Genomic DNA, 21,859 nt, shown 5'->3' with positions numbered 1-21,859 from the left:
CCCTTTGGCGACAGATGTTGTGCTTTCTTTGAGAATGGCCTTCTGCGATGCTCACATACGCTTGTATGCTGCGCGTCTCAAAGCCAATTCCCTTTGAAACCACGGCCATCAGTCTGCCAAAAAGGACTCAAAAAAGAGCCTTGAATGTGTCGAGAACACCAAACAGCTTTCCGGAATTGATTATTTCGCTTTATCTTGGTTAAGACCAAAGGTAGCGCAGAAATAAAGTGTGATAGCAAGAAAGAGGTTGAAGCTTGCAAGGGAGTTTACTGAAGTAAATGACCGAGCAAACGAGGCTTCTGACGCAGCTAGCAGGCTTTATAGCAAGCGGAATAACACCAAATTCGCTTGGCGACCATAGCGTTGTGGACCCACCTGACTCCATGCCGAACTCAGTAGTGAAACGCAACAGCGCCGATGGTAGTGTGGGGCCTCCCCATGTGAGAGTAGGACATCGCCAGGCTTTGAATTCTCCATCCCTGAGATGGATTGCACAGTAAAGCAATGTATTGTAAGACTTTAATGTGTGAAAATTTGCTGATATAGCTCAGTCGGTAGAGCGCACCCTTGGTAAGGGTGAGGTCCCCAGTTCAAATCTGGGTATCAGCACCAGAACAAAATTTTTCTGGCAGCCACAGCGCAATGGCACCACCTGAACCCATGCCGAACTCAGAAGTGAAACGTTGCTGCGCCGATGGTAGTGTGGGGTCTCCCCATGTGAGAGTAGGTCACTGCCAGATACCCTTCTAAGCCCATAGCGGAAACGCTGTGGGCTTTTTTCATTTCAATTTTGAGACACCTCTTTATTTTTCTCTTGCAGCTAAATCATACATAATATAGGTTAACTAGATATCTGGACGTCTATACATCTTAACGTAGGGAGTAAATTAAGATGCCTATTAAAATTCCTGATCAGTTACCCGCAGTAAACATTCTTCGTCAGGAAAATATCTTTGTGATGCCGGAGTCGCGTGCAGAGAGTCAGAACATTCGTCCGTTGAAAGTATTGCTACTCAACCTAATGCCAAAGAAGATTGAGACAGAAACACAATTTATGCGTTTGTTGTCGAATAGCCCTCTTCAGGTTGATGTAGAGCTATTACGTATTGATAACAGGCCAAGTAAAAATACACCAACAGAACACCTTGATACCTTCTACCGACAGTTTGAAGCAGTCAGTACCCGGAACTTCGATGGACTCATTGTCACCGGTGCACCGTTGGGCCTTGTTCAATTTGAAGATGTGATTTACTGGGAGCATTTCCAAAGCATTATGAGTTGGGCAGAGAAACATGTTACATCAACCATGTACGTCTGTTGGGCTGCGCAGGCGGGATTAAAAATGCTCTATGATCTGCCAAAACGAACCAGAAAAGACAAGCTGTCGGGCGTGTATTGGCACCAGACTAACAAGGCGCATAACCACCATCCTCTTCTTAGAGGGTTCGATGATAGTTTCCTTGCTCCACACTCCAGATATGCTGATTTCTCCCCAGAGTATCTTATCGAACACACTGACCTCGATATTCTCGCCACATCGGCGACTGCAGGAACCTATTTGGCTGCAACCAAAGACAAGCGTAACGTTTTTGTCACGGGACACCCTGAATATGATTCCCATACCCTTCATAGCGAGTATGTAAGGGATTTCAACGAGGGAATGGAACCTATCGTTCCAAGTAACTACTATCCAGATGACGATCCGAGTCAGGAGCCCTACGTCAGCTGGAGGAGTCACGGTCACATGCTGTTTGCCAACTGGTTAAATTACTGTGTGTACCAGCAAACACCCTTCGATTTGGAACACTTCTCAGAGTCTGCATTCACTATCGACGAGGAATAGCAGACACAAAAAAGGCCTGCATTTGCAGGCCTTTTTGATTCCCTTTTACTTATTCAGCAATAGGTTTAGTGTTATCTATGTTCTGCTGTGAGCTTGCTTCTTCTCCATCCATCAGCTTCTGTTCGGCATTGGCTTTTTCAACCATGTTCGTCACCATAGATCCCTGAACAAGAATTGAGAAGACCACGACTGCGTAAGTCATTACCAAGATGATTTCTTTTACATCTATATTTTTTTCCGGAATCACCATATACCCAGCAGGAACAGCCATGGCCATTGCCAGTGCCAAGCCTCCACGCAGGCCGCCGACAGTCAGTAATTTGATTGTCATAGGGTTGTAAGTACGGTAGCGGTTAAATACCAAGAAGCAGCCTTTCACACTCAGGTATCTTGCTGCAAGAACAACAGGTACCGCAATAACCATTAATAGCCAGTCTTCCTGATGGAAAGTGAATTGCAGCATGCTCAAACCAATCAGCAGGAACAGAACACCATTTAGGAACTCATCTACCAGTTCCCAGAAGTGATCGAGGTGTGTCTCGCTGTCTTTTGAAAAACCGATGTGACGGGTCCAGTTACCAATCATGATACCGCAGACTACCATCGCCAGAGGGCCTGAAACGCCAATAAGGTCGGCCAGCACGTAACCTGCTGTTGGGATAGCAAGCGTCAGCAAAAGCTCCATAGAGTGGTCGTCAGTCGCGCAAATGAGGAAGTGAAAAACGAGACCAAGTACAAAGCCGTAGAGAATACCACCAACAGCTTCATGCAGAAAAAGCTCTATGACACCGCCAACGGTTGGCGCCTCTGTCCCAAAAGCAATCGCGAACAGGGAGACGAAAATAACCAAGCCAAATCCATCATTGAACAGGGACTCACCTTCGATTTGGGTGGAGACACGCTTTGGGGCATTTAGCTTTTTAACAATCGCAAGTACTGCGATGGGATCGGTAGGGGAAATTAATGAGCCAAACAGCAGGCAATAGATCAAATCAAGCTGGATACCCAGAAGTTGCAGGATATACCAGATTGAGCCACCGATAATAGCGGTGGAGACCAGCGTACCCACCAAGGCAAGACCAGTAATCTCCCACTTCTGATCTTTTAGGTTTGGCAATTTCACACCCAGCGCACCAGCGAAGAGGAGGAAACCAAGCACACCCTTGAGAAGAAATTCATCAAAACTGATCGCGTTGAGGGTGTCCGCAGCGATATCTTTGAGGTTGAACCAGTTGTTCTGACCAGCAACAACAATAATCAGCGACATAGCAACAGCACCAGCCGTGATAGCAATAGTTGTTTGCATGTTACCGATTTTACTATTAATAAAGGAAATGGCTATGGCAGCCGCAGCAAGAAAGCAAAGCGTAGTATAGACGGTCATTCACGAACCTGTTTAGGTGTAGTTTTTAAAAGTAAGAAAATTGTTTCGAAATATAAATCCGAGGGCGTAAGAAAACTACAGAAAAGTTGAGCAATTTTCAACCTGTTTGACCTACATCATTTTTAAATGGCCGTCTAGATTTCCATTTGCTCTGTGGTACTATGGAATTACAAGCAAAATAAGTAAGGGAATGATGTGGCTGTAAGTAGTAAGGATAAATTGCATCAGGTGTTGTCTGACAGGATCCTCATAATCGATGGCGGTATGGGAACCATGATCCAGAGTTACAAACTGGAGGAGGACGATTATCGTGGGACACGTTTTGCCGACTGGCCGTCCGATCTGAAAGGTAACAACGACCTACTGGTGCTCACCCGGCCGCAACTGATCAAAGAGATTCATAACCAGTACCTTGAAGCTGGTGCAGACATTCTTGAGACGAATACTTTTAACGCCACAACGATTGCCATGGCCGACTATGACATGCAATCGCTCAGTGCAGAAATTAACCGCGAGGCTGCTAGGCTGGCCCGTGATGCTGCCGATGCCTGGACGGCCAAAACACCGGACAAACCCCGCTTTGTAGCAGGTGTACTGGGCCCAACAAACCGAACCTGTAGTATCTCGCCAGACGTTAATGATCCGGGTTACCGCAACGTGAGTTTTGATGAGTTGGTTGAAGCCTACTCTGAGTCTACTCATGCTCTCATCGAAGGCGGTGCCGATATCATCATGATAGAAACCATCTTCGATACCCTGAACGCGAAAGCCTGTGCATTTGCCGTCGATACTGTATTTGAAGAGCTTGGCTATCAACTGCCGGTCATGATATCCGGTACTATCACAGATGCCTCAGGACGGACGCTGTCCGGTCAAACGACTGAAGCCTTCTATAACTCCCTTCGTCATGTGAACCCCCTGTCATTTGGCCTTAATTGTGCACTTGGGCCTGACGAGTTACGTCCTTACGTTGAGGAAATATCTCGGATCTCAGAGACGTTTGTCTCTGCTCACCCGAATGCGGGCTTACCCAATGCGTTTGGCGAATATGACCTGTCGCCGGAAGATATGGCTGCGCATGTAAAAGAATGGGCAGAAAGTGGTTTCCTGAACTTTATTGGGGGCTGTTGTGGTACTACCCCTGAGCATATACGCCAAATGCATCAGGTTACCAAAGATCTCGCTCCACGTTCACTTCCTGATATTTCAGTCGCCTGTCGACTGTCAGGTCTTGAACCTCTGACCATTGAAAAAGACACCCTGTTCGTAAACGTAGGCGAGCGGACCAATGTTACTGGCTCGGCGCGCTTTAAGCGCCTTATCAAAGAAGAGCTGTACGATGAAGCGCTGGAAGTGGCGCGTCAGCAGGTGGAGAACGGGGCACAGATCATTGATATCAACATGGACGAAGGAATGCTGGATGCAGAAGCCTGCATGGTGCGTTTCCTCAATCTGTGTGCGTCAGAGCCTGAGATCTCAAAAGTGCCCATCATGGTCGACTCCTCTAAGTGGGAAGTCATTGAGGCTGGCCTGAAGTGTATTCAGGGCAAGGGTATTGTTAATTCCATCTCGCTGAAAGAAGGCAAAGAGAAGTTCATTGAGCAAGCCAAACTGATTCGTCGTTATGGCGCAGCTGTTATTGTCATGGCATTTGATGAAGTTGGGCAGGCAGATACGCGCGAGCGGAAACTGGAGATCTGTACCAATGCGTATCGTGTCTTGGTAGACGAAGTCGGTTTTCCGCCAGAGGACATCATTTTTGATCCGAATATCTTTGCGGTCGCAACAGGTATTGAGGAACACAACAATTATGCGGTCGACTTTATTGATGCTGTTGCTGATATTAAGCGAGACCTGCCACATGCCATGATCTCTGGCGGTGTATCCAATGTTTCTTTCTCTTTCCGCGGCAACAACTATGTGCGTGAAGCCATTCATGCCGTTTTCCTCTACCACTGTTTTAAAAACGGTATGGACATGGGGATCGTTAATGCCGGACAGCTTGAGATCTACGACAATGTTCCTGAAAAGCTGAGGGAAGCGGTTGAGGATGTGGTGCTGAACCGTCGCGATGACTCGACTGAGCGCTTGCTGGATATTGCTGCTGAATATGCCAATAAAGGTGTTGGCAAAGAAGAGGATGCGTCAGCACTGGAATGGCGTACATGGCCAGTGAAAAAGCGCCTTGAACATGCGCTGGTAAAAGGTATTACAGAGTTTATTGTCGAAGATACCGAAGAAGCACGCCAGGACGCATCCAAGCCATTGGAGGTCATCGAAGGGCCACTGATGGATGGTATGAACGTCGTTGGTGATCTGTTCGGTGAAGGAAAAATGTTCCTGCCACAGGTGGTAAAATCTGCCCGAGTGATGAAGCAGGCAGTGGCCTACCTTGAACCTTTTATCAACGCAGAAAAACAGGCGGGCTCATCGAACGGTAAGATCTTGCTGGCGACAGTAAAAGGTGATGTTCACGATATCGGTAAGAATATTGTCGGTGTTGTTCTGCAGTGTAATAACTACGAGATCATAGATCTGGGCGTGATGGTGCCTTGTGAGAAGATCCTCAAGGTAGCTAAAGAAGAAAATGTCGACATCATTGGGCTTTCTGGCCTTATTACACCTTCACTGGATGAAATGGTCCATGTCGCTAAAGAAATGGAGCGTCTGGACTTTAATTTGCCATTGTTGATTGGTGGGGCGACGACCTCGAAAGCACATACTGCGGTCAAGATTGAGCAGAATTACAAGAACCCAGTAGTTTACGTAAACAATGCATCCCGTGCCGTGGGTGTCTGTACCTCTTTGTTATCTGACGAGCTGCGTCCGGCGTTTGTCGAAAAGCTCGACGCTGATTATATCCGTGTCCGCGATCAGCATAACCGTAAAAAACCACGTACTAAACCTGTTACGCTGGAAAAAGCGCGTGCGAATAAGGTTGATATTGACTGGCAGAACTATACACCACCCGCTCCTGCCAAGCCCGGTATACATGTCGTTGATGACGTAACGGTATCGACTCTGCGGGACTATATCGACTGGACTCCATTCTTTATGACCTGGTCTTTGGTCGGCAAGTATCCCAAGATATTTGATCACGAAGAAGTGGGTGAAGAGGCCAAGCGGTTATTTAAGGATGCTAACGACCTGTTGGATCGTGTTGAAAGAGAGGGCTTGCTGAAAGTACGTGGGATGTGCGCCATGTTACCCGCAGCCAGTGTCGATGACGACATTGAGGTGTACACCGACGAATCTCGGACTGAAGTGGCTAAAGTACTGTTTAACCTTCGTCAGCAGACAGAAAAACCGAAAGGGTTTAACTATTGCTTGTCTGACTATATCGCACCGAAGGATAGTGGTAAGAAAGACTGGATTGGTGCTTTTGCGGTAACAGGCGGTATTGGTGAGCGAGAGCTTGCTGATGAGTATAAGGCACAGGGCGATGATTATAACGCAATCATGATTCAGGCAGTGGCTGATCGTCTGGCTGAAGCATTTGCTGAATACCTTCACGCACGTGTCCGTAAAGAGATTTGGGGTTATTCTCCAGACGAGGATTTATCAAACGATGATCTTATCCGTGAAAAGTATCAGGGGATCCGTCCTGCCCCGGGTTACCCTGCTTGTCCTGAGCACACAGAAAAAGGTTCTCTCTGGGAGCTTCTGAATGTAGAGAAAACTATAGGTATGTCGCTGACTACTAGTTACGCCATGTGGCCGGGAGCGTCAGTTTCAGGCTGGTATTTCTCTCATCCGGATTCTCGATATTTTGCGGTGGCGCAAATTCAAGAGGATCAACGTGACAGCTATGCTGATCGCAAGGGTTGGGATCTGCTTGAAGCTGAAAAATGGTTGGGACCAAATCTCAATTAATGGGTCTCCAAATAAAAGAAAGGGCACTGAACAGTGCCCTTTTTTAGATCAATACAGACTAACTACTTATTCAAACAGTCTCTCGTGCAGCGCTTGAATCACGGGCTTTGAGTCCTCTTCATTAACCAGAAAACACATGTTATGGTCACTGGCACCTGAGCAGATCAGACGAACATTAAATTGGTCCATTGCACCGAATATCTTTGAGGCTGTGCCTCGGGTCTCTCCCATGTGGTTGCCAATCAAAGCAACCAGAGACAAGCCGTGTTCCACTTTGACTGTACAAAGCGCTGAAAGCTCTTCCAGTGCTGCGTCCGGCAGGGTAGGCGCACCACCGCCGGTATCGGTTTGATCAAGTGTCAGCGACACACTGACTTCAGAGGTACTAATAAGATCGACTGAGATCTGATGCCGCGCTAGTACATTAAATACTTCTGCCAAAAAGCCGTAAGCGTGGAACATATTAAGACTGTTCAGGGTAACCATGGTCTGGTTTGATCGCAGAGCAAGGGCGCGTAAAAGCGGCGATCGCTGCGCTGTCTTGCGGATCCAGGTGCCACCTTGCTGAGGGGCTTTCGACGATCCGACGAAGACCGGGATCTCCTGACGCATTGCGGGTAACAATGTCGAGGGATGAAGGATCTTGGCGCCAAAGTTGGCCATTTCAGATGCTTCACTAAAACTTATCTCTGAGATCGGTTTTGCATTGGGTGCGACACGGGGATCCGTGGTGTAAATGCCGGGTACGTCAGTCCAAATTTCCAATGTATCGGCATGTAAGGCCTCTGCCAATAGAGCTGCACTGTAGTCACTGCCACCACGGCCGAGTGTCGTCGTATTTCCTTTATCATCAGCGCCTATAAAGCCCTGCGTCACAACGACTTGCCGTTCGCAAAGAGGCCTCAGTTTTTCGTTAACAAGGCTGGATGTTTCAACGAGCTGAGGCGTTGCTTTACCGAACAGGCTATTTGTTCTGAGCGCTTCTCTGGCATCAAAACGTACAGCAGAAATGCCCTGTGTGTTGAGCAAGTGAGTGAAAAGATGCGTGGACAGCAACTCACCACAGGCGACCAGAGAGTCTGTTAATTGTGTTGATGGAGAAGTCGCTGCCGCCTCAGCAAGTGTGGCTATGTCGTCAATAAGGGCGTTTACAGCTTGCGCAACAGATGTATTTTCTGGCAGTTTTGCCAATACTTCATCGTGTATTACTGCTAATGTTGTCAGCCTCTCCTGACGAATAGTCTCCTGATGAATTCCATTTGCCAACTCTACCAGCAAATTAGTAACGCCTGAGCAGGCGCTGATAACTACTAACCGGGTATTGTCGTTTCCTTTTATTACCGATGCACAACGACGCATAGCGTCAAAATCGGTCACACTTGTGCCGCCAAATTTAGCGACAGTTAGTTTTTCCACTTCTCCTCACCTCCAAAAAATAATAAAAACGTATGAAAGAGCAAAATATACAACAAGAGGGTAAAAAACTGCAGGAAAGGAGCGAGGGTTATTCATAACCAGAAGCACTCCACCCACCTTGGGTGACAATCCGAAGGACTCAACCTTCAAGACCGACAAACCGGATCCCCTTTTTCCGGTCCACCTCGGCGATTTATCCCCTGATCAGCACACATTGGAGTGGGGCTCCGAGTACTGACTGCCTGATAATCGCGCCTCTTCTGACATCGCACAATAAGATTCACATTGTGCAGCAATCATCTTATTGATAAGGTTTTGTAATAAGAATGTCAATGTAAAGATAAAGTGTATTGAGATGCTTTTCGCATCTTTTTTTGAGGGTGAACGATAAAGTTGCTGCTAGATAACACCATGATACTTTTATAATCAATTGCTTAGGTTATTTAATAAACAAAATATCTTCATGGTGCGAATGGATTTATAAAACGGAGTATAACTATGACTTTTTCCCGCTTTGTACCACCGAGGAGAACGCTGATGGGACCGGGCCGTCTGATATCTCTCCCCGTGTATTACAGGCACTTGCGCAACCGACTATTGGTCACCTCGACCCTCTGTTCATCGGTATGATGGACGAAGTTAAGGCTTTGTTGCAATACGCTTTTCAAACCGAAAACCCCTTCACCATTGCCGTCTCAGCACCGGGAAGTGCTGGTATGGAAACCTGTTTTGTCAATCTGGTAGAGCCGGGTGATACTGTGGTGGTATGCCGCAACGGTGTATTTGGCGACCGGATGAGAGAAAATGTGGAACGCCTCGGAGCGACAGCCATTATGGTTGACGATGACTGGGGTAAAGCAGTCGATCCTGAAAAAGTGGAAGCCGCACTGAAAGCTCATCCAGAGGCGTCAATACTGGCATTTGTCCACGCTGAAACGTCAACAGGTGTCATGTCAGATGCAGAGACACTGGCTGCTCTGGCTCGACAATACGATTGCCTGACCATCGTTGACACAGTGACCTCTCTGGTGGGTGTTCCATTGAAAGTTGATGAGTGGCAGTTGGATGCCGTTTACTCAGGCAGTCAGAAATGTCTCTCATGTGTCCCGGGGCTATCTCCTGTGACGCTTTCTCAAAAGGCGATTGATAAGATTCAGAAGCGTGGAAGCAGCGTGCAGAGCTGGTTCCTCGACCAGAGTCTGGTATTAGGTTACTGGAGCGGTAATGGCAAGCGCAGCTATCACCATACCGCCCCGGTAAACAGCCTCTATGCTCTTCACGAATCCTTAGTGATGGTGCATGAGGAAGGTCTTGAAAAGACCTGGCAACGACATCGCGATATGCATGAGCTGCTCAAAGCGGGTCTCAATAACCTGGGTATCGAGTTTTTAGTGGATGAATCGGTTAGGTTGCCTCAATTGAATGCTGTAGCAATACCTGATGGCGTTGATGATGCCGCAGTGCGCTCTCAGTTGCTCAATGAGTTCAATCTGGAAATAGGCGCGGGTCTTGGTGCACTCGCTGGCAAGGCATGGCGTATTGGCTTGATGGGCCACGCAGCGAAGCGGGAAAATGTCAGCCTGTGTCTCGGCGCGTTGGAAGACGTGCTCCGTTAACCCACTCAGCTATTGACGTAATATATGTCGCCTCAGTGCTCATTGTGGCGGCATAATTTCTTTTCGTTCTCAACAATATCTTAGGTCAGCAACTAACGTTTCGGCTCGAAGTGATGAGCTGGAAACAGCATTATTGCCTCTTTTTGCAATTGAAGCGCGTGCTGCTCACGACCAAGCATCATAGTGAGATCAATGATTTCCTGATAGCCCTTTGCATCCGGAAACCGGGCGACGTGATTGAGCTTAAACTGCAAGTAATGCTCAATTTTCTTACCGTTATCTTCCGCAACGTCATTGATGAACTGTCGCCTTTCCTGCTCCTGTACCATGTAATCTTGCCACCATGGGTGAATACGAAAAATATTCAGCGCTCTGTCTGACAATGCGCCCGGGCGAACAGCCTGCTCAGCAATTAACACCGAGCTGATAACTAACATAAAGCAAGCCGTCATAGCGGTTGCAGAAAACCAGACCATAGGACGGGTTTTTGCCACTTTCACTTTCTTGTATCGGCCTGTCAGTTGGTCAAACCAGAACATCACGATGATCAGCAGTAAGGTTAACGCAGGGTTAGCGGCACTGTAGCTGGTGGTCAGCATGGCGATAAGCGACGGTGCAATAATGGTTGCCAGAATCAGTCGGGTTCCCTTGGGAGCACTGATTAAGCGAAAGCCGGTGGCGACAATAACAATGATCATTGCCACTAAAACACTGACCCCTCCTGTTGCTACCCATGCTATTGCCCAGCCGGGAAACAGCGGCGGTATTGTCAGAACCTGACCATTTTCCAGCCCGAACAGCAGCATGCTCTGCGTCAGCATTCCGTCGCCGGTGCCTTGAAACGGGTAGGCCTCAATCAATAACAAAATCTGGGCAAAGAGCTGATTTTGTTCTTGGCTCAGGATAGGCGCGAGTAGCGCATCATCCGGTAACCAGCCGGCAAGACCTGAGAACCAAAAGCCCCATAAAACTGAAAGATTCCAGAGACCTTGATGTATTTTTCTGGCATACCGGAAAAGAAATGGCTGAACCAGCATCACGGCGGCAAGAGCTGCTGTGACCAGCCATGGCTGACGCATTGCCATCAGTGCACAAACCGTGATCATCGGGATCAGAATCAGCGTAAAGTGCAGCAGGGTTAACGTACGCTTGTAGGCATGTGTTCTCGCCATCAGATAGGCTGAAAGGGGAAGACTGGTAAGAAGTACGGTCGAAGAGGCATGGTGCGCCAGTTGTGGCATCACTATACTTTCAGGTATCAGGTTGAGAACCGGAGACAGGCTTTCAAACCAGTGTGTGTTCAGCCAGCCAGAATTTTCAAGTTGCACCGCTGTATCACTGAGTTTACCAACTGCTGATGGAGCAAGTAGAGGCACAGCTAATAGTCCCGCACCCAGTAAAGGCAACCAGAGTAACAGTTGTCGCTGGCTGTGGCTGAAGCTGAACTGTTGCAATGCAACGAAAAATAGCAGGCAACCTGTACTATTTAGTAAAACCTGCCACGATGTCGACGTATCACCATGCACATAAAGCAGCGGTAAGTTAGCCATCACCAGAGCACCGACTAACCATGATGTCAGTGGTGAATAACGGAATGTATGCTGTCTGCTTATTTCAAGTAAGCCGCTTGTGATGGCCACTACGGCCACCATTATAGTGAATGCAAAAGCAGGATGATGCAGACCGCTCACTGCCAGCTCTGCCTCATTGAGAGGCAAACAAAACAAAAACATCGCGGCCACCGACAGTAGCAGGGGTTTCGTCAGTGGCTTGCGGACAATAGTTGCTTTACGAAGCTGCAGTGTATTTAGCAAGTTATCCTCTGGCTAGCAGTGGCTTAAGGAAGCGTCCTGTATGTGACGCCTCAGATTCTGCGACCTTTTCCGGTGTACCCTCAGCAATGATCATACCGCCGCCACTGCCTCCTTCCGGACCCAGATCAACAATCCAGTCCGCCGTTTTTACCACATCCAGATTGTGTTCGATAACCACAATCGTATTTCCGTGATCACGCAAACGGTGAAGTACCGTCAGTAACTGCTGTATATCATGGAAATGTAGTCCGGTCGTCGGCTCATCCAAAATGTACAAGGTTTTACCCGTATCGCGCTTTGAAAGCTCTCTCGCGAGTTTGACCCTCTGCGCCTCACCACCTGATAGTGTGGTCGCCGCCTGGCCGAGTCGGATATAAGATAAACCAACATCCATCAGAGTTTGCAGCTTGCGCGCAATTGCCGGAACAGGATCAAAAAATTCACGGGCATCTTCCACTGTCATACTCAGTACTTCATCAATGGTTTTGCCTTTATAGCGTATTTCTAATGTTTCCCGGTTGTAGCGTTTACCCTTACAGACATCACAGGGCACATACACATCAGGTAAGAAGTGCATCTCTACTTTGATAACACCGTCGCCCTGACATGCCTCACAGCGTCCGCCTTTAACATTGAAACTGAAGCGTCCCACTTTATAGCCACGGGAACGCGATTCTTGAGTGCCTGCAAACAACTCCCTTATCGGCGTGAAGATCCCTGTGTATGTTGCTGGGTTCGAACGCGGTGTCCGGCCTATCGGACTCTGGTCAATGTCGATCACCTTGTCGAAATGAGCGAGGCCCTCAATATCCAGATAAGGAGCTGGCTCACCAGTTGTTGCACCATTTAATTGCTGATGGGCAATTTTGTAGAAGGTGTCGTTAATCAGCGTTGATTTACCTGAGCCGGATACACCAGTAACACAGGTAAACAGACCAACAGGAAGAGTTAAATTAACCTTCTTCAGGTTATTACCCTTGGCACCGAGCAGTTTCACCACCTTTTTTTTGTCGAAGGTGTGTCGTTTCTCAGGGATAGAAATTTCTTTTTTGCCACTAAGGTACTGACCTGTCAGGGAGTCTGGATTACTCAGAATATCCTCAATTACGCCGCTGGCAATCACTTCACCACCGTGAACGCCTGCCCCTGGACCGATATCAATAATATGGTCTGCTGCCCGAATAGCATCTTCATCGTGTTCAACTACCAGCACTGTGTTCCCCAGATCCCGGAGATGTTCCAGTGTTTTTAGCAGCCTTTCATTGTCACGCTGGTGGAGACCAATGGAGGGCTCATCCAGAACATACATAACGCCAACCAGACCAGCACCAATCTGACTTGCCAGTCTGATCCGCTGTGCCTCACCGCCAGAAAGGGTGTCTGCGCTGCGCGATAAGTTAAGGTAATTTAAGCCAACATTGACCAGAAAATTCAATCTATCGCGAATCTCTTTCATCACTTTGTCGGCTATCTGAGCGCGCTGACCTGACAACTTCAGATCACTGAAGAAGTTTAAAGCGTCATGGATGCTCATTTCGCATACTGCGGGAAGGTTGGTATCTCCGATAAACACATGGCGCGCTTCCCGGCGTAGTCTGGAGCCGCCGCAAGAGGCACAAGGTTTGGTTGCAATGTATTTAGCGAGATCCTCTCTTACCGCATTGGACTCTGTGTCACGATACCGGCGGTTAAGGTTATTGAGAATGCCTTCGAATGGATGTTTACGCACGGTAATATCACCGCGATCGTTAACGTATTTAAACGCGACCTCAGTTCGACCTGAACCATTCAGGACGATGTCTTTAATTCTTTTCGGCAGCGATTGCCAAGGCGCTTCGATATCGAAGTCATAGTGTTCCGCTAATGAGCTCAGCATCTGGAAGTAATAAAAGTTACGACGGTCCCAGCCGCGAATTGCTCCACCTGCCAGGCTGACCGCTTCGTTCTGCACAATTCGTGATTCGTCGAAATATTGCTGAACGCCGAGCCCATCACAAGTGCCACAGGCACCGGCAGGGTTGTTGAATGAGAACAGACGGGGCTCCAGCTCTTGCATGCTGTAGCCGCAATGCGGGCAGGCAAAGTTAGCAGAGAATACCAACTCTTCCTGATTGGCATCATCCATACTGCCGACCACGGCAGTGCCACCTGTCAGTTCCAGCGCGGTTTCGAAAGACTCAGCCAGACGTTGCTGTAAGTCATTACGTACCTTAAATCGGTCGACTACCACTTCTATGGTGTGCTTTTTGTGTAATTCCAGTGTAGGTGGATCAGAAAGATCGCAAACTTCTCCGTCGATCCTTGCTCTTATAAAGCCCTGAGCAACAAGGTTTTCAAGTGTCTTGACGTGCTCGCCTTTTCGCTCTTTAACGACAGGAGCCAACAACATGAGTTTACTGCCCTCCGGGTGGGACAGCACTTTGTCGACCATTTGGCTGACTGTCTGAGCTTCCAGAGTTACATCATGCACCGGACAGCGAGGATCGCCGACACGGGCGAACAAAAGACGCAGATAATCATATACCTCAGTGATGGTACCGACCGTTGAACGGGGGTTATGAGACGTTGACTTCTGTTCAATGGATATAGCAGGCGACAGGCCATCGATGTGGTCGACGTCTGGTTTTTCCATCAGTGAAAGGAACTGACGTGCATAAGCAGACAAGGATTCAACATAACGTCGTTGCCCCTCTGCATAGAGGGTATCAAATGCCAGAGATGACTTTCCTGAGCCGGATAAACCTGTAATAACAATGAGTTTATCGCGAGGAATTGTCAGATTGATATTTTTGAGGTTATGGGTGCGTGCCCCTCTGACGTCAATAGTTTCCATGTCCACCTTACCTGAATGCGTCGCTGAATTGCTGGATATTGGATAGAGATTAGTGTCTGAGTATCGCACAGTGCACCTCAATCAAAAAGTAAAAGTATGTATAAATGAACAGTATTTGAGGCGCAGTGAGCAACAGTATGCTAGCAGATGCAATGGGCGTTATCTGTTAGATATGAAGAAGTTCAGATGTCTTTGTCGATGGCAAAATTATTTTTATAACAGTAGTTTGTCGCAGAAATAAAGCCCTCGACCGTGCCGCAGTCAAAGCGTAACCCCTCAAATTTACAGGCCAGTACGCTTGTTGTTTGGGTTTGGCTCAATAGAGCATCGGTTAACTGGATCTCACCATTTTTACCCGCTGGTGTGGATGCCAGAATCTCAAAAATATCCGGTGTCAGGATGTAACGGCCGACCACAGCAAGACGGCTGGGTGCCTCGTTTGGTTGAGGTTTTTCAATCAGGTTATCGATTTTAATCAGTCCTTTTCGAATCTCCCTACCCTCAATAATGCCGTACTTATGGGTGTCTTCAGCGGGCACTTCTTCAACCGCAATAACACTGCAGTGAAATTCCTCGTACGCTGCTATCAGTTGCGAAAGCACACCCTGATCTTTTCCCACACAGAGGTCGTCTGCGAGAATAAGCGCAAAGGGCTCATCGCCTATCATTTCTCTACCAGTTAAGACGGCATGTCCAAGACCTAACATATCTGACTGACGGGTGAAGGTATAAGACGCTGCACCTATGGTATGTCGGAGGTCATCAAGCAAGGCTTCTTTTTTTGTTCCCGCAATCTGATGTTCAAGCTCGAAACTCTTATCAAAGTGATCCATGAGTGCATGCTTACCCCGTCCAGTCACAATACACATACTGCTAATACCCGCAGCGAGCGCTTCCTCTACGCCATACTGGATCAGCGGTTTATTCACTACCGGCATCATTTCTTTGGGCATAGCTTTGGTGGCAGGTAAAAAACGGGTGCCATATCCAGCCGCAGGAAAAAGACATTTATTGATCATCATTTTTCTCTCTGCAATTTTTTTATCGCGCAGCGAACATCAGATTCAAATTCGACAACTGCGCATCAGTAATAGAAAAAGTATGGGCTGGAAAATACCAGGCGGCCAGCCAGTAAGAGGCTGACCGTTGAAAGAAATAGTTAGATAGGTTTAGCGGCGTATCGACGATGAAATGCATCGAGAAAAGTGCTCAGTTGACTGGCGGGTAGGGCATTGATTCCCGCTGCTGCTTGTCGACCACCGCCTGTGGGGAATGCCGAGGCAAGTTCATTTGCGCCAGTTCGATTTTTGAGTGGGGCGCGAATACTGACAAGATAGTCGCCGTCAGCCCGCTCTGTTAACACTGCATGAGCCAGTGTAGGCTCCTGATTGGTAAGCTGATTGGAGAAAACGCCACTTACCCGGCGCGACCAGGCTTGGTCCGGTAGAATATATGCCCGTGACCCCGGTTGCTTTGAGTAGATCTCAGTGGCTGCGGCCTTTGCATTGTCATCAATGTAGCCCTGCTCGAGTGCTTGATAAATATCTGGACGTGCCTGAATAAAATCAAAGGGTGATCGGTATGGAACCATTGCCTGATACAAAGAGACAGGATTGAAATGAAGGTCAGGTTCGCTCGCCCCATAGCCGTTATAGTTCACATAATTACCGAGCTGAGTGAGGCGCTCACCCTGCTCGGGTGACAATCCTGATTTGCGGAGCAGTGCGTTTGCTGACGATATCATATTATCGCCATAAGCCCCTACCAGTGCCCATTCACGGTGTGCACCGTTTAACAGCTTATCGACAATCAAGCTGGTGCAAGTGTTTGAGGCGGTATTGATGTGGTGTGTTAAAGAAGGATGATCTGGGATCTCACCCGGGTCATGATGATCTACGTAGGTGATATGACTGCCAAGCTCTAGCTGTGTCATCATTGCATCGCGGTTTTTTGCCATAGACACATCGAGTACTGTGATGTCCGCAGCTGTTGTATCAGGCACTTTTTTAAGCAAGGCAATATCACGCTTAACGCCAGAAATAATTGTCGTTTCAGCGGGTTGGTCGAGTCTGAGCTGAATCAGGGCACAAATGCCATCAGCATCGCCATTAAATACATCAAAGCGATTCCTTGCCATTATTCTTCCTTTATCCCGCCATCAATGGCAGATCATTATTATATGTGCTTTCCATCTCAGGCGAGTTGCTGAGTTGATTGATAACGATACCGTCAATGCCGATATCATGATGCTTTAGGCAATCAATGACCTCAGGCAGTATTTGTGGGCCTTTTGAACCAGCTTTGTTGACCAAAAGGAGCCCACCGGCCAATTTCCCAAGGTGCAAACTGTCATTAACGGAATGTAAAGGTGGCGTATCAATGACTATTTTGTCATAGCGTCGCTGAAGCACATTGATAAGATGAGTAAAAGCGGTCGAGGTAATGAGGCTAGAAGGCATTTCGCTCAGTCGTCCAGCAGGAAGCAGATCCAGGTTTGGTTTCAGGGTCGGTTGTATCAGTTCATCATCAGACCTCTCTGATAGAAGCACTTCCGTTAAGCCGGGTGCCTGATGACGGAGCCCAAATCGCATTCCCAGTGTCGACATACGCAAGTCCGCATCAATAAGCAGAGTTTTTTCCGATTCGGACAGAGACTGTGCCAGCGTCATTGCTGTTGTCGACTTCCCCTCAGAAGGACGTGCAGAGGTCACAGCAATCACTTTTCTTCTGTGAGCTGTAAGGTGGCACTCCAGCTTCGCGGCAATCGTCCTGATTGCACTGATAAATCCGACATCATCTTCCCTGCTAAACAGCGTGTGATCTATGGGACGGTTGGTGAAGGTTGGGCCAGTAATTTTGGGGAGAACGCCAAGATGAAACACGCGACACACTTCCTTATGCACTTCCGAGTGTTCCATCATAGTGCGTCATCTAACATTCATAAATGATCTAATCGTTCTCAGATATAAACAGATATCGTTACAGATCACATTTAAGGTAATTAACTGTAAAATATGATTTATTTGTAAATGGCATGTAATGAGCTTGGGGGTGTTTCTATTTGGGGCAGTGGAAGAACAGCCTCTGTTCTCTTAGTTTTCACTATCACTTTTAATGGTTCTCTATGCACAGGAATCAAAAGAAACTTCGAATGTTCTCCCATTAACGGTGACAAGCAATGAATTTGACGGTTGAGGCCGAAATTAGCAGTTAATATACAATAAGTACGGAAACGTCTTGTAAACGGAGTGGGCGTAAAGCCATCGAATCAGTTTAGGCTTTCTGATATTATGCCCGTTTGATTTTAGCCGCTGAGATAAGGTCTCAACGGTCAATGTTTAGGTTTGGGAGTGAATTATGGCCAGCCGTGGCGTAAACAAAGTTATCTTGGTCGGTAACCTGGGTAATGATCCAGAGATCCGATACCTTCCTAATGGTGGCGCGGTTGCTAACCTGACTGTTGCAACCTCTGAAACCTGGCGTGATAAAAACACGGGTGAAAACAAAGAGCAGACCGAATGGCATCGCATAGTCATGTATCGTCGTCTGGCTGAGATTGCTGGTGAGTACCTGAAAAAAGGATCAAAAGTTTATCTCGAAGGCCGTCTGCAAACCCGTAAATGGCAAGGTCAGGATGGTCAGGATCGTTACACGACTGAGATCGTTGCTAACGAAATGCAAATGCTTGATAGCCGAGGTGCAGGCCAGGCTATGGGCGGTGCGCCACAAGGTCAGCCAATGGGCCAGCAGCAAGGTGGTTGGGGTGAACCTCAGCAGCCTGCTTATCAGCCGCAGCAACAACAACAGCAGCAGCAACAACGTGCGCCTCAACAGCAAAGCGCACCACAGCAGCAGCCTCAGCAGCAGTATAACGATCTGCCTGATTTCGACGACGATATCCCGTTCTAATACGTCTTATCGTATGTTGTGAAAAACCCTGCTATGCAGGGTTTTTTTATGCCTGATAACAGGGTTCGGGTTGTACAGACCGAAGCACACAGCGCACCTAACTCAGCGTTACGCATTAATGCTTTTGGCTTTTTCTTTGATGAAATTGATAAACAACTTGGTTTTGGTGTGGTTGAACTCAAGTTTCGGATAATACGCGTAGGCCGAGGCCTGTGGCAGTTTGAGTTCAGGTAACACAGGAACCAGCAAGCCTTGATCCAGCTCTTTGCGAATAGTGCCCGCCCCAACCAGAATGATCCCCATTCCGGTGACTGCCGCAGTGACCAGCGCCTCCATGTTGGGAGAAACAAAATTTCCCTGAAGCCTGAGACTCCTGCCATGCTCAAACTCATGATCCTGATGTTGAAGCTCTGTGCCATAAAGCAGGCAGTTGTGGTGTAACAATTGTTCTGGCTCAACAATAGGGGGATGCTGCGCCAGATAAGCTGGAGAAGCAAATAGCCGCGAGTGAAAGTCAAAGAGCTTGGTAGCAATAAAGCTTGAGGAGTTGAAGTCGGCCAATTCACGGGTGATAACAACATCGAGGCTCGGGTCAGGTAACTCGCCCGGAGCCAGAGTGTGCAATTCAACCTGAATATTGGGGTAAGTGTCGAGAAATTCAGCGATATAGTTTACAAGCAGCCTGCTACCAGTGGCCAGTGGCGCACCAATTCGCAGCACACCACTGACTTCACCGTATGTTGAGGTCGTTTCTGAAACCAATTGATTCCAGTCGTACAAAATCCGCTTACCACGCTGATAGAACAATCGTCCCGCATCTGTCAGCGTCAGGGTGCGCGTGGTACGTTTTAGAAGCTGTACCCCAAGTTGTGATTCCAGCCATGCCAGACGTTTTGACACAGCTGAACTTGATGTATTGAGTCGGTTCGCTGCCTGAGCCAGCGAGCCCATTTCAACCACCATGTTATAGCTTTTAACACAGGTTATCAGATCCATTGCAGTGTATATTTCCTGTCAATTAGCACGCTTGCATTCACTTTCGTCTACATAGACACGATAATACACCAAACTCGAGAGGTAAGGGTGTAACCACGCCCTGCAATACCTACACTTTTTCCTGTACCTGAAACGCTGATCTTGAACGGACTGAACGATGAGAAAAATAGCAGCAATGAAGCTGACGAACCGGCTGGTTGCATTTGTTACCCTGATGCTGACAGCCGCAATCTTTGTCCTGTTCATCGGCGGTTCCGTCAGCTTTCGAAAGCTTGGCAATGATTTCATCTCTCACTACCTCAGTCAGGTTGTTTATGAGATTGATCGTGCGATTGCAGAACCCAGTGAAAATGATTCTCTCAATCTCTGGCTACCTAAACTGCTAAAGGCCAGCGATGTGGTCGAACTGGAGATCCTCAGTGATACTGGCATGCTTTACCGCTATCAGCAGGTGCAGCATGTTGGTGATCAGTATGACCTGCTTGAAAATAGATACACACTTCCGAGCAATCCGGGCTTTTACGTCAACGTAAAGTCAGTGGCTCCCTACGCTGAATTCGCTTACTCCATTGGCGGTATGTTATCTCTGACGATGTCTGTGCTGGTGATTGTGTTGGCACTCGCATGGGGTATTCGCTGGTTACGGTTGCAGTTAGAGGGTGCAGAGCTGTTGGAAGAGCGCGGTAAGCTTATTTTGGCGGGCCGTACCGACGAGGTGGCAAGGAGCGATGAGCGGGAATGGCCAGTGACCGCCAGTGTTGCACTGGATAGGCTGATATCAAGGCTGAAGGATGCAAGGCAGGAGCGAAGCCGCTTTGATACTTTTCTTAGAAGCAATACGTTCCTCGACCAGCTTACGGGCATGGCAAACCGAGTCATGTTCGACAATCGTTTACATGCCTTAGTACAGGAACAGGGTAGTCATGGCGCAGTCATGATGATCAAAGTGAACGACCTAGAAGAACTCGTACTGCAAACAGATAGAAAAGTTGCTGACGAGTGGATTAAAGAAGTGGGAGTCGTGTTGTCCAATGCGATCCAACGCTATCCGGATGCCATTCTCGCTCGCTATTTCGATGCAAAGTTCACCATATTATTAGTTCAGCAATCTGAAAAAGAGACGGAGTTGTTTGCGGGTCAGCTGATGAGAGCACTTGAGCGGCTTGATCCGCCGCAAGGGTTGGACAACAGTAACTGGTGCCATCTTGGCGCAGTGATGTTTACCTTTGGTGAAAGCCGGGGCCGCCTGATGGATGAGGTTGAAGAGGCAGTGAGAAGTGCTGAACTTCAGGAAGTGAACAGTTGGTCACTGTTTAGAAAGAGTGTCGCGACACCGGAAACCCGGGGCAGTGTTCGCTGGCGTACCCTGCTCAATAATGTGTTTGAAAAAGATGAACTCGAACTGTATACCCAGGTGGTTAAAAATCGCGAGGGTGAACTGCTCTACACTGAGGTGCTGGCGAGAATAAATGATGAGCAAGGCCGACTTCTTAAAGCGTCGCGTTTTATAAGAGGGGTTGAGCTGGTCGGGATGACAGTGAGGCTCGACTGCACTGTGGTGTCTAAAGTGATCGCCAGACTACAAAAGGGTCAGATTATCACGCCAGTTTCCATTAATCTCAGCGTCTATTCATTGAAAAATCGACATTTCCAAATCTGGCTTCGAAATGAGTTAATGCAAATGACAGCCGAGCGTCGTGGGCGAATCTTATTTGAAGTGGCGGAAGGGCCGCTGGTCACCAATTTTGATGCCGTTTTCCCCACCCTACGTCTATTGTCCGGTTTGGGATGTCGGCTGGTGGTCGATCAGGCTGGAAGGACAGTGGTCAGTACCCACTATGTGAAAGATATACAGCCTGAGTTCGTAAAGCTGCACCGCAGTCTTGTCCGTGACATTCACCAGCGGCCCGAGAATCAGCTTTATATCCGAAGTATGTTAGGTACATGCGAACCCACCTCGACGGGTGTGGTCGCCGTGGGTGTCGAGACGCGTCAGGAGTGGAAACTGTTACTTACACTTGGTGTTTACGGCGGGCAGGGACGACTTCTGGGACAAGAACTTTCTGAAAAACCTATAAAACCGACTCAGCGCCGTCGCCAGCGTTGGCGTAGAAAGTAACACTAAAAGTAAGGTTTCCGCCGCAAGTTGGGTGAAATAGCGTCAATTATTTTTCC

At 48.0% G+C, this 21,859-nt stretch carries 12 protein-coding genes, 1 tRNA gene, 2 rRNA genes, 1 pseudogene and 1 riboswitch; of the genes and pseudogenes, 8 read left to right on the top strand and 8 right to left on the bottom strand.

Annotated elements, in window-relative coordinates:
• Positions 1-347 precede the first annotated feature (347 nt).
• From rrf (A8L45_RS07770) to metA, 4 genes are all read left to right on the top strand, one after another.
• Positions 348-463: ribosomal RNA gene (gene rrf / locus A8L45_RS07770) — 5S ribosomal RNA — on the top strand.
• A gap of 73 nt (positions 464-536) precedes the next feature.
• Positions 537-612, top strand: a tRNA-Thr gene (locus tag A8L45_RS07765).
• 12 nt (positions 613-624) lie between these two features.
• Positions 625-740, top strand: a 5S ribosomal RNA gene (gene rrf / locus A8L45_RS07760).
• Positions 741-892: 152 nt separating this feature from the next.
• On the top strand, positions 893-1,843 hold the full coding sequence (gene metA, locus A8L45_RS07755) for a homoserine O-acetyltransferase MetA (protein ID WP_068900918.1): 951 nt from the start codon (positions 893-895) through the stop codon (positions 1,841-1,843).
• A 49-nt stretch (positions 1,844-1,892) separates the two neighbouring features.
• Here metA and A8L45_RS07750 read toward each other — a convergent pair whose 3' ends face one another.
• Positions 1,893-3,227 carry a cation:proton antiporter gene (locus A8L45_RS07750; RefSeq protein WP_068900916.1) on the bottom strand — a complete coding sequence of 445 codons (1,335 nt, stop codon included), beginning with the start codon at positions 3,225-3,227 and terminating at the stop codon, positions 1,893-1,895.
• Between the two features lie 195 nt (positions 3,228-3,422).
• On the opposite strand from A8L45_RS07750, the gene metH reads away from it, so the two are divergent.
• A complete protein-coding gene (metH, locus tag A8L45_RS07745; RefSeq protein WP_068900914.1) occupies positions 3,423-7,100 on the top strand; it encodes a methionine synthase in 3,678 nt (1,225 codons plus the stop codon).
• A 66-nt stretch (positions 7,101-7,166) separates the two neighbouring features.
• On the opposite strand, the gene lysC is transcribed toward metH, so the two are convergent.
• The gene (gene lysC, locus A8L45_RS07740) at positions 7,167-8,516 is read right to left on the bottom strand and encodes a lysine-sensitive aspartokinase 3 (RefSeq protein WP_083228241.1); all 1,350 of its coding nucleotides are present in this window, start codon (positions 8,514-8,516) and stop codon (positions 7,167-7,169) included.
• Positions 8,517-8,610: 94 nt separating this feature from the next.
• Positions 8,611-8,784, bottom strand: a riboswitch (Lysine riboswitch).
• Positions 8,785-9,014: 230 nt separating this feature from the next.
• Between lysC and A8L45_RS07735 the strand changes: the two are divergent.
• Positions 9,015-10,132, top strand: a pseudogene (locus A8L45_RS07735) (pyridoxal-phosphate-dependent aminotransferase family protein).
• 92 nt (positions 10,133-10,224) lie between these two features.
• Here the strand turns inward: A8L45_RS07735 and A8L45_RS07730 are convergent.
• The 5 genes from A8L45_RS07730 to A8L45_RS07710 form a co-directional block, all read right to left on the bottom strand.
• The gene (locus A8L45_RS07730; protein WP_068900912.1) at positions 10,225-11,946 is read right to left on the bottom strand and encodes a Wzy polymerase domain-containing protein; all 1,722 of its coding nucleotides are present in this window, start codon (positions 11,944-11,946) and stop codon (positions 10,225-10,227) included.
• A gap of 1 nt (position 11,947) precedes the next feature.
• Positions 11,948-14,779 (bottom strand): excinuclease ABC subunit UvrA, encoded by a 2,832-nt coding sequence (gene uvrA / locus A8L45_RS07725; protein ID WP_068900910.1) that lies wholly within the window; start codon positions 14,777-14,779, stop codon positions 11,948-11,950.
• 182 nt (positions 14,780-14,961) lie between these two features.
• On the bottom strand, positions 14,962-15,798 hold the full coding sequence (gene galU / locus A8L45_RS07720) for a UTP--glucose-1-phosphate uridylyltransferase GalU (RefSeq protein ID WP_068900907.1): 837 nt from the start codon (positions 15,796-15,798) through the stop codon (positions 14,962-14,964).
• A 140-nt stretch (positions 15,799-15,938) separates the two neighbouring features.
• A complete protein-coding gene (locus A8L45_RS07715) occupies positions 15,939-16,916 on the bottom strand; it encodes an acetyltransferase (RefSeq protein ID WP_068900905.1) in 978 nt (325 codons plus the stop codon).
• Positions 16,917-16,926: 10 nt separating this feature from the next.
• Positions 16,927-17,700 carry a CpsD/CapB family tyrosine-protein kinase gene (locus A8L45_RS07710; RefSeq protein WP_083228240.1) on the bottom strand — a complete coding sequence of 258 codons (774 nt, stop codon included), beginning with the start codon at positions 17,698-17,700 and terminating at the stop codon, positions 16,927-16,929.
• Between the two features lie 436 nt (positions 17,701-18,136).
• On the opposite strand from A8L45_RS07710, the gene A8L45_RS07705 reads away from it, so the two are divergent.
• A complete protein-coding gene (locus tag A8L45_RS07705) occupies positions 18,137-18,688 on the top strand; it encodes a single-stranded DNA-binding protein (RefSeq protein ID WP_068900901.1) in 552 nt (183 codons plus the stop codon).
• Positions 18,689-18,796: 108 nt separating this feature from the next.
• On the opposite strand, the gene A8L45_RS07700 is transcribed toward A8L45_RS07705, so the two are convergent.
• The gene (locus A8L45_RS07700; RefSeq protein ID WP_068900899.1) at positions 18,797-19,684 is read right to left on the bottom strand and encodes a LysR family transcriptional regulator; all 888 of its coding nucleotides are present in this window, start codon (positions 19,682-19,684) and stop codon (positions 18,797-18,799) included.
• 157 nt (positions 19,685-19,841) lie between these two features.
• Here A8L45_RS07700 and csrD point away from each other — a divergent pair, with 157 nt between their 5' ends.
• Complete coding sequence (gene csrD, locus A8L45_RS07695) at positions 19,842-21,803, top strand: RNase E specificity factor CsrD (protein WP_068900896.1); 1,962 nt, start codon at positions 19,842-19,844, stop codon at positions 21,801-21,803.
• Positions 21,804-21,859: the final 56 nt, after the last annotated feature.

It is taken from the genome of Veronia pacifica (assembly GCF_001707825.1).
Classification (GTDB): Bacteria; Pseudomonadota; Gammaproteobacteria; order Enterobacterales; family Vibrionaceae; genus Veronia; species Veronia pacifica.
Note: the sequence above shows the minus strand (reverse complement) of the source record. Positions and strands in the feature narration are given on the sequence as shown.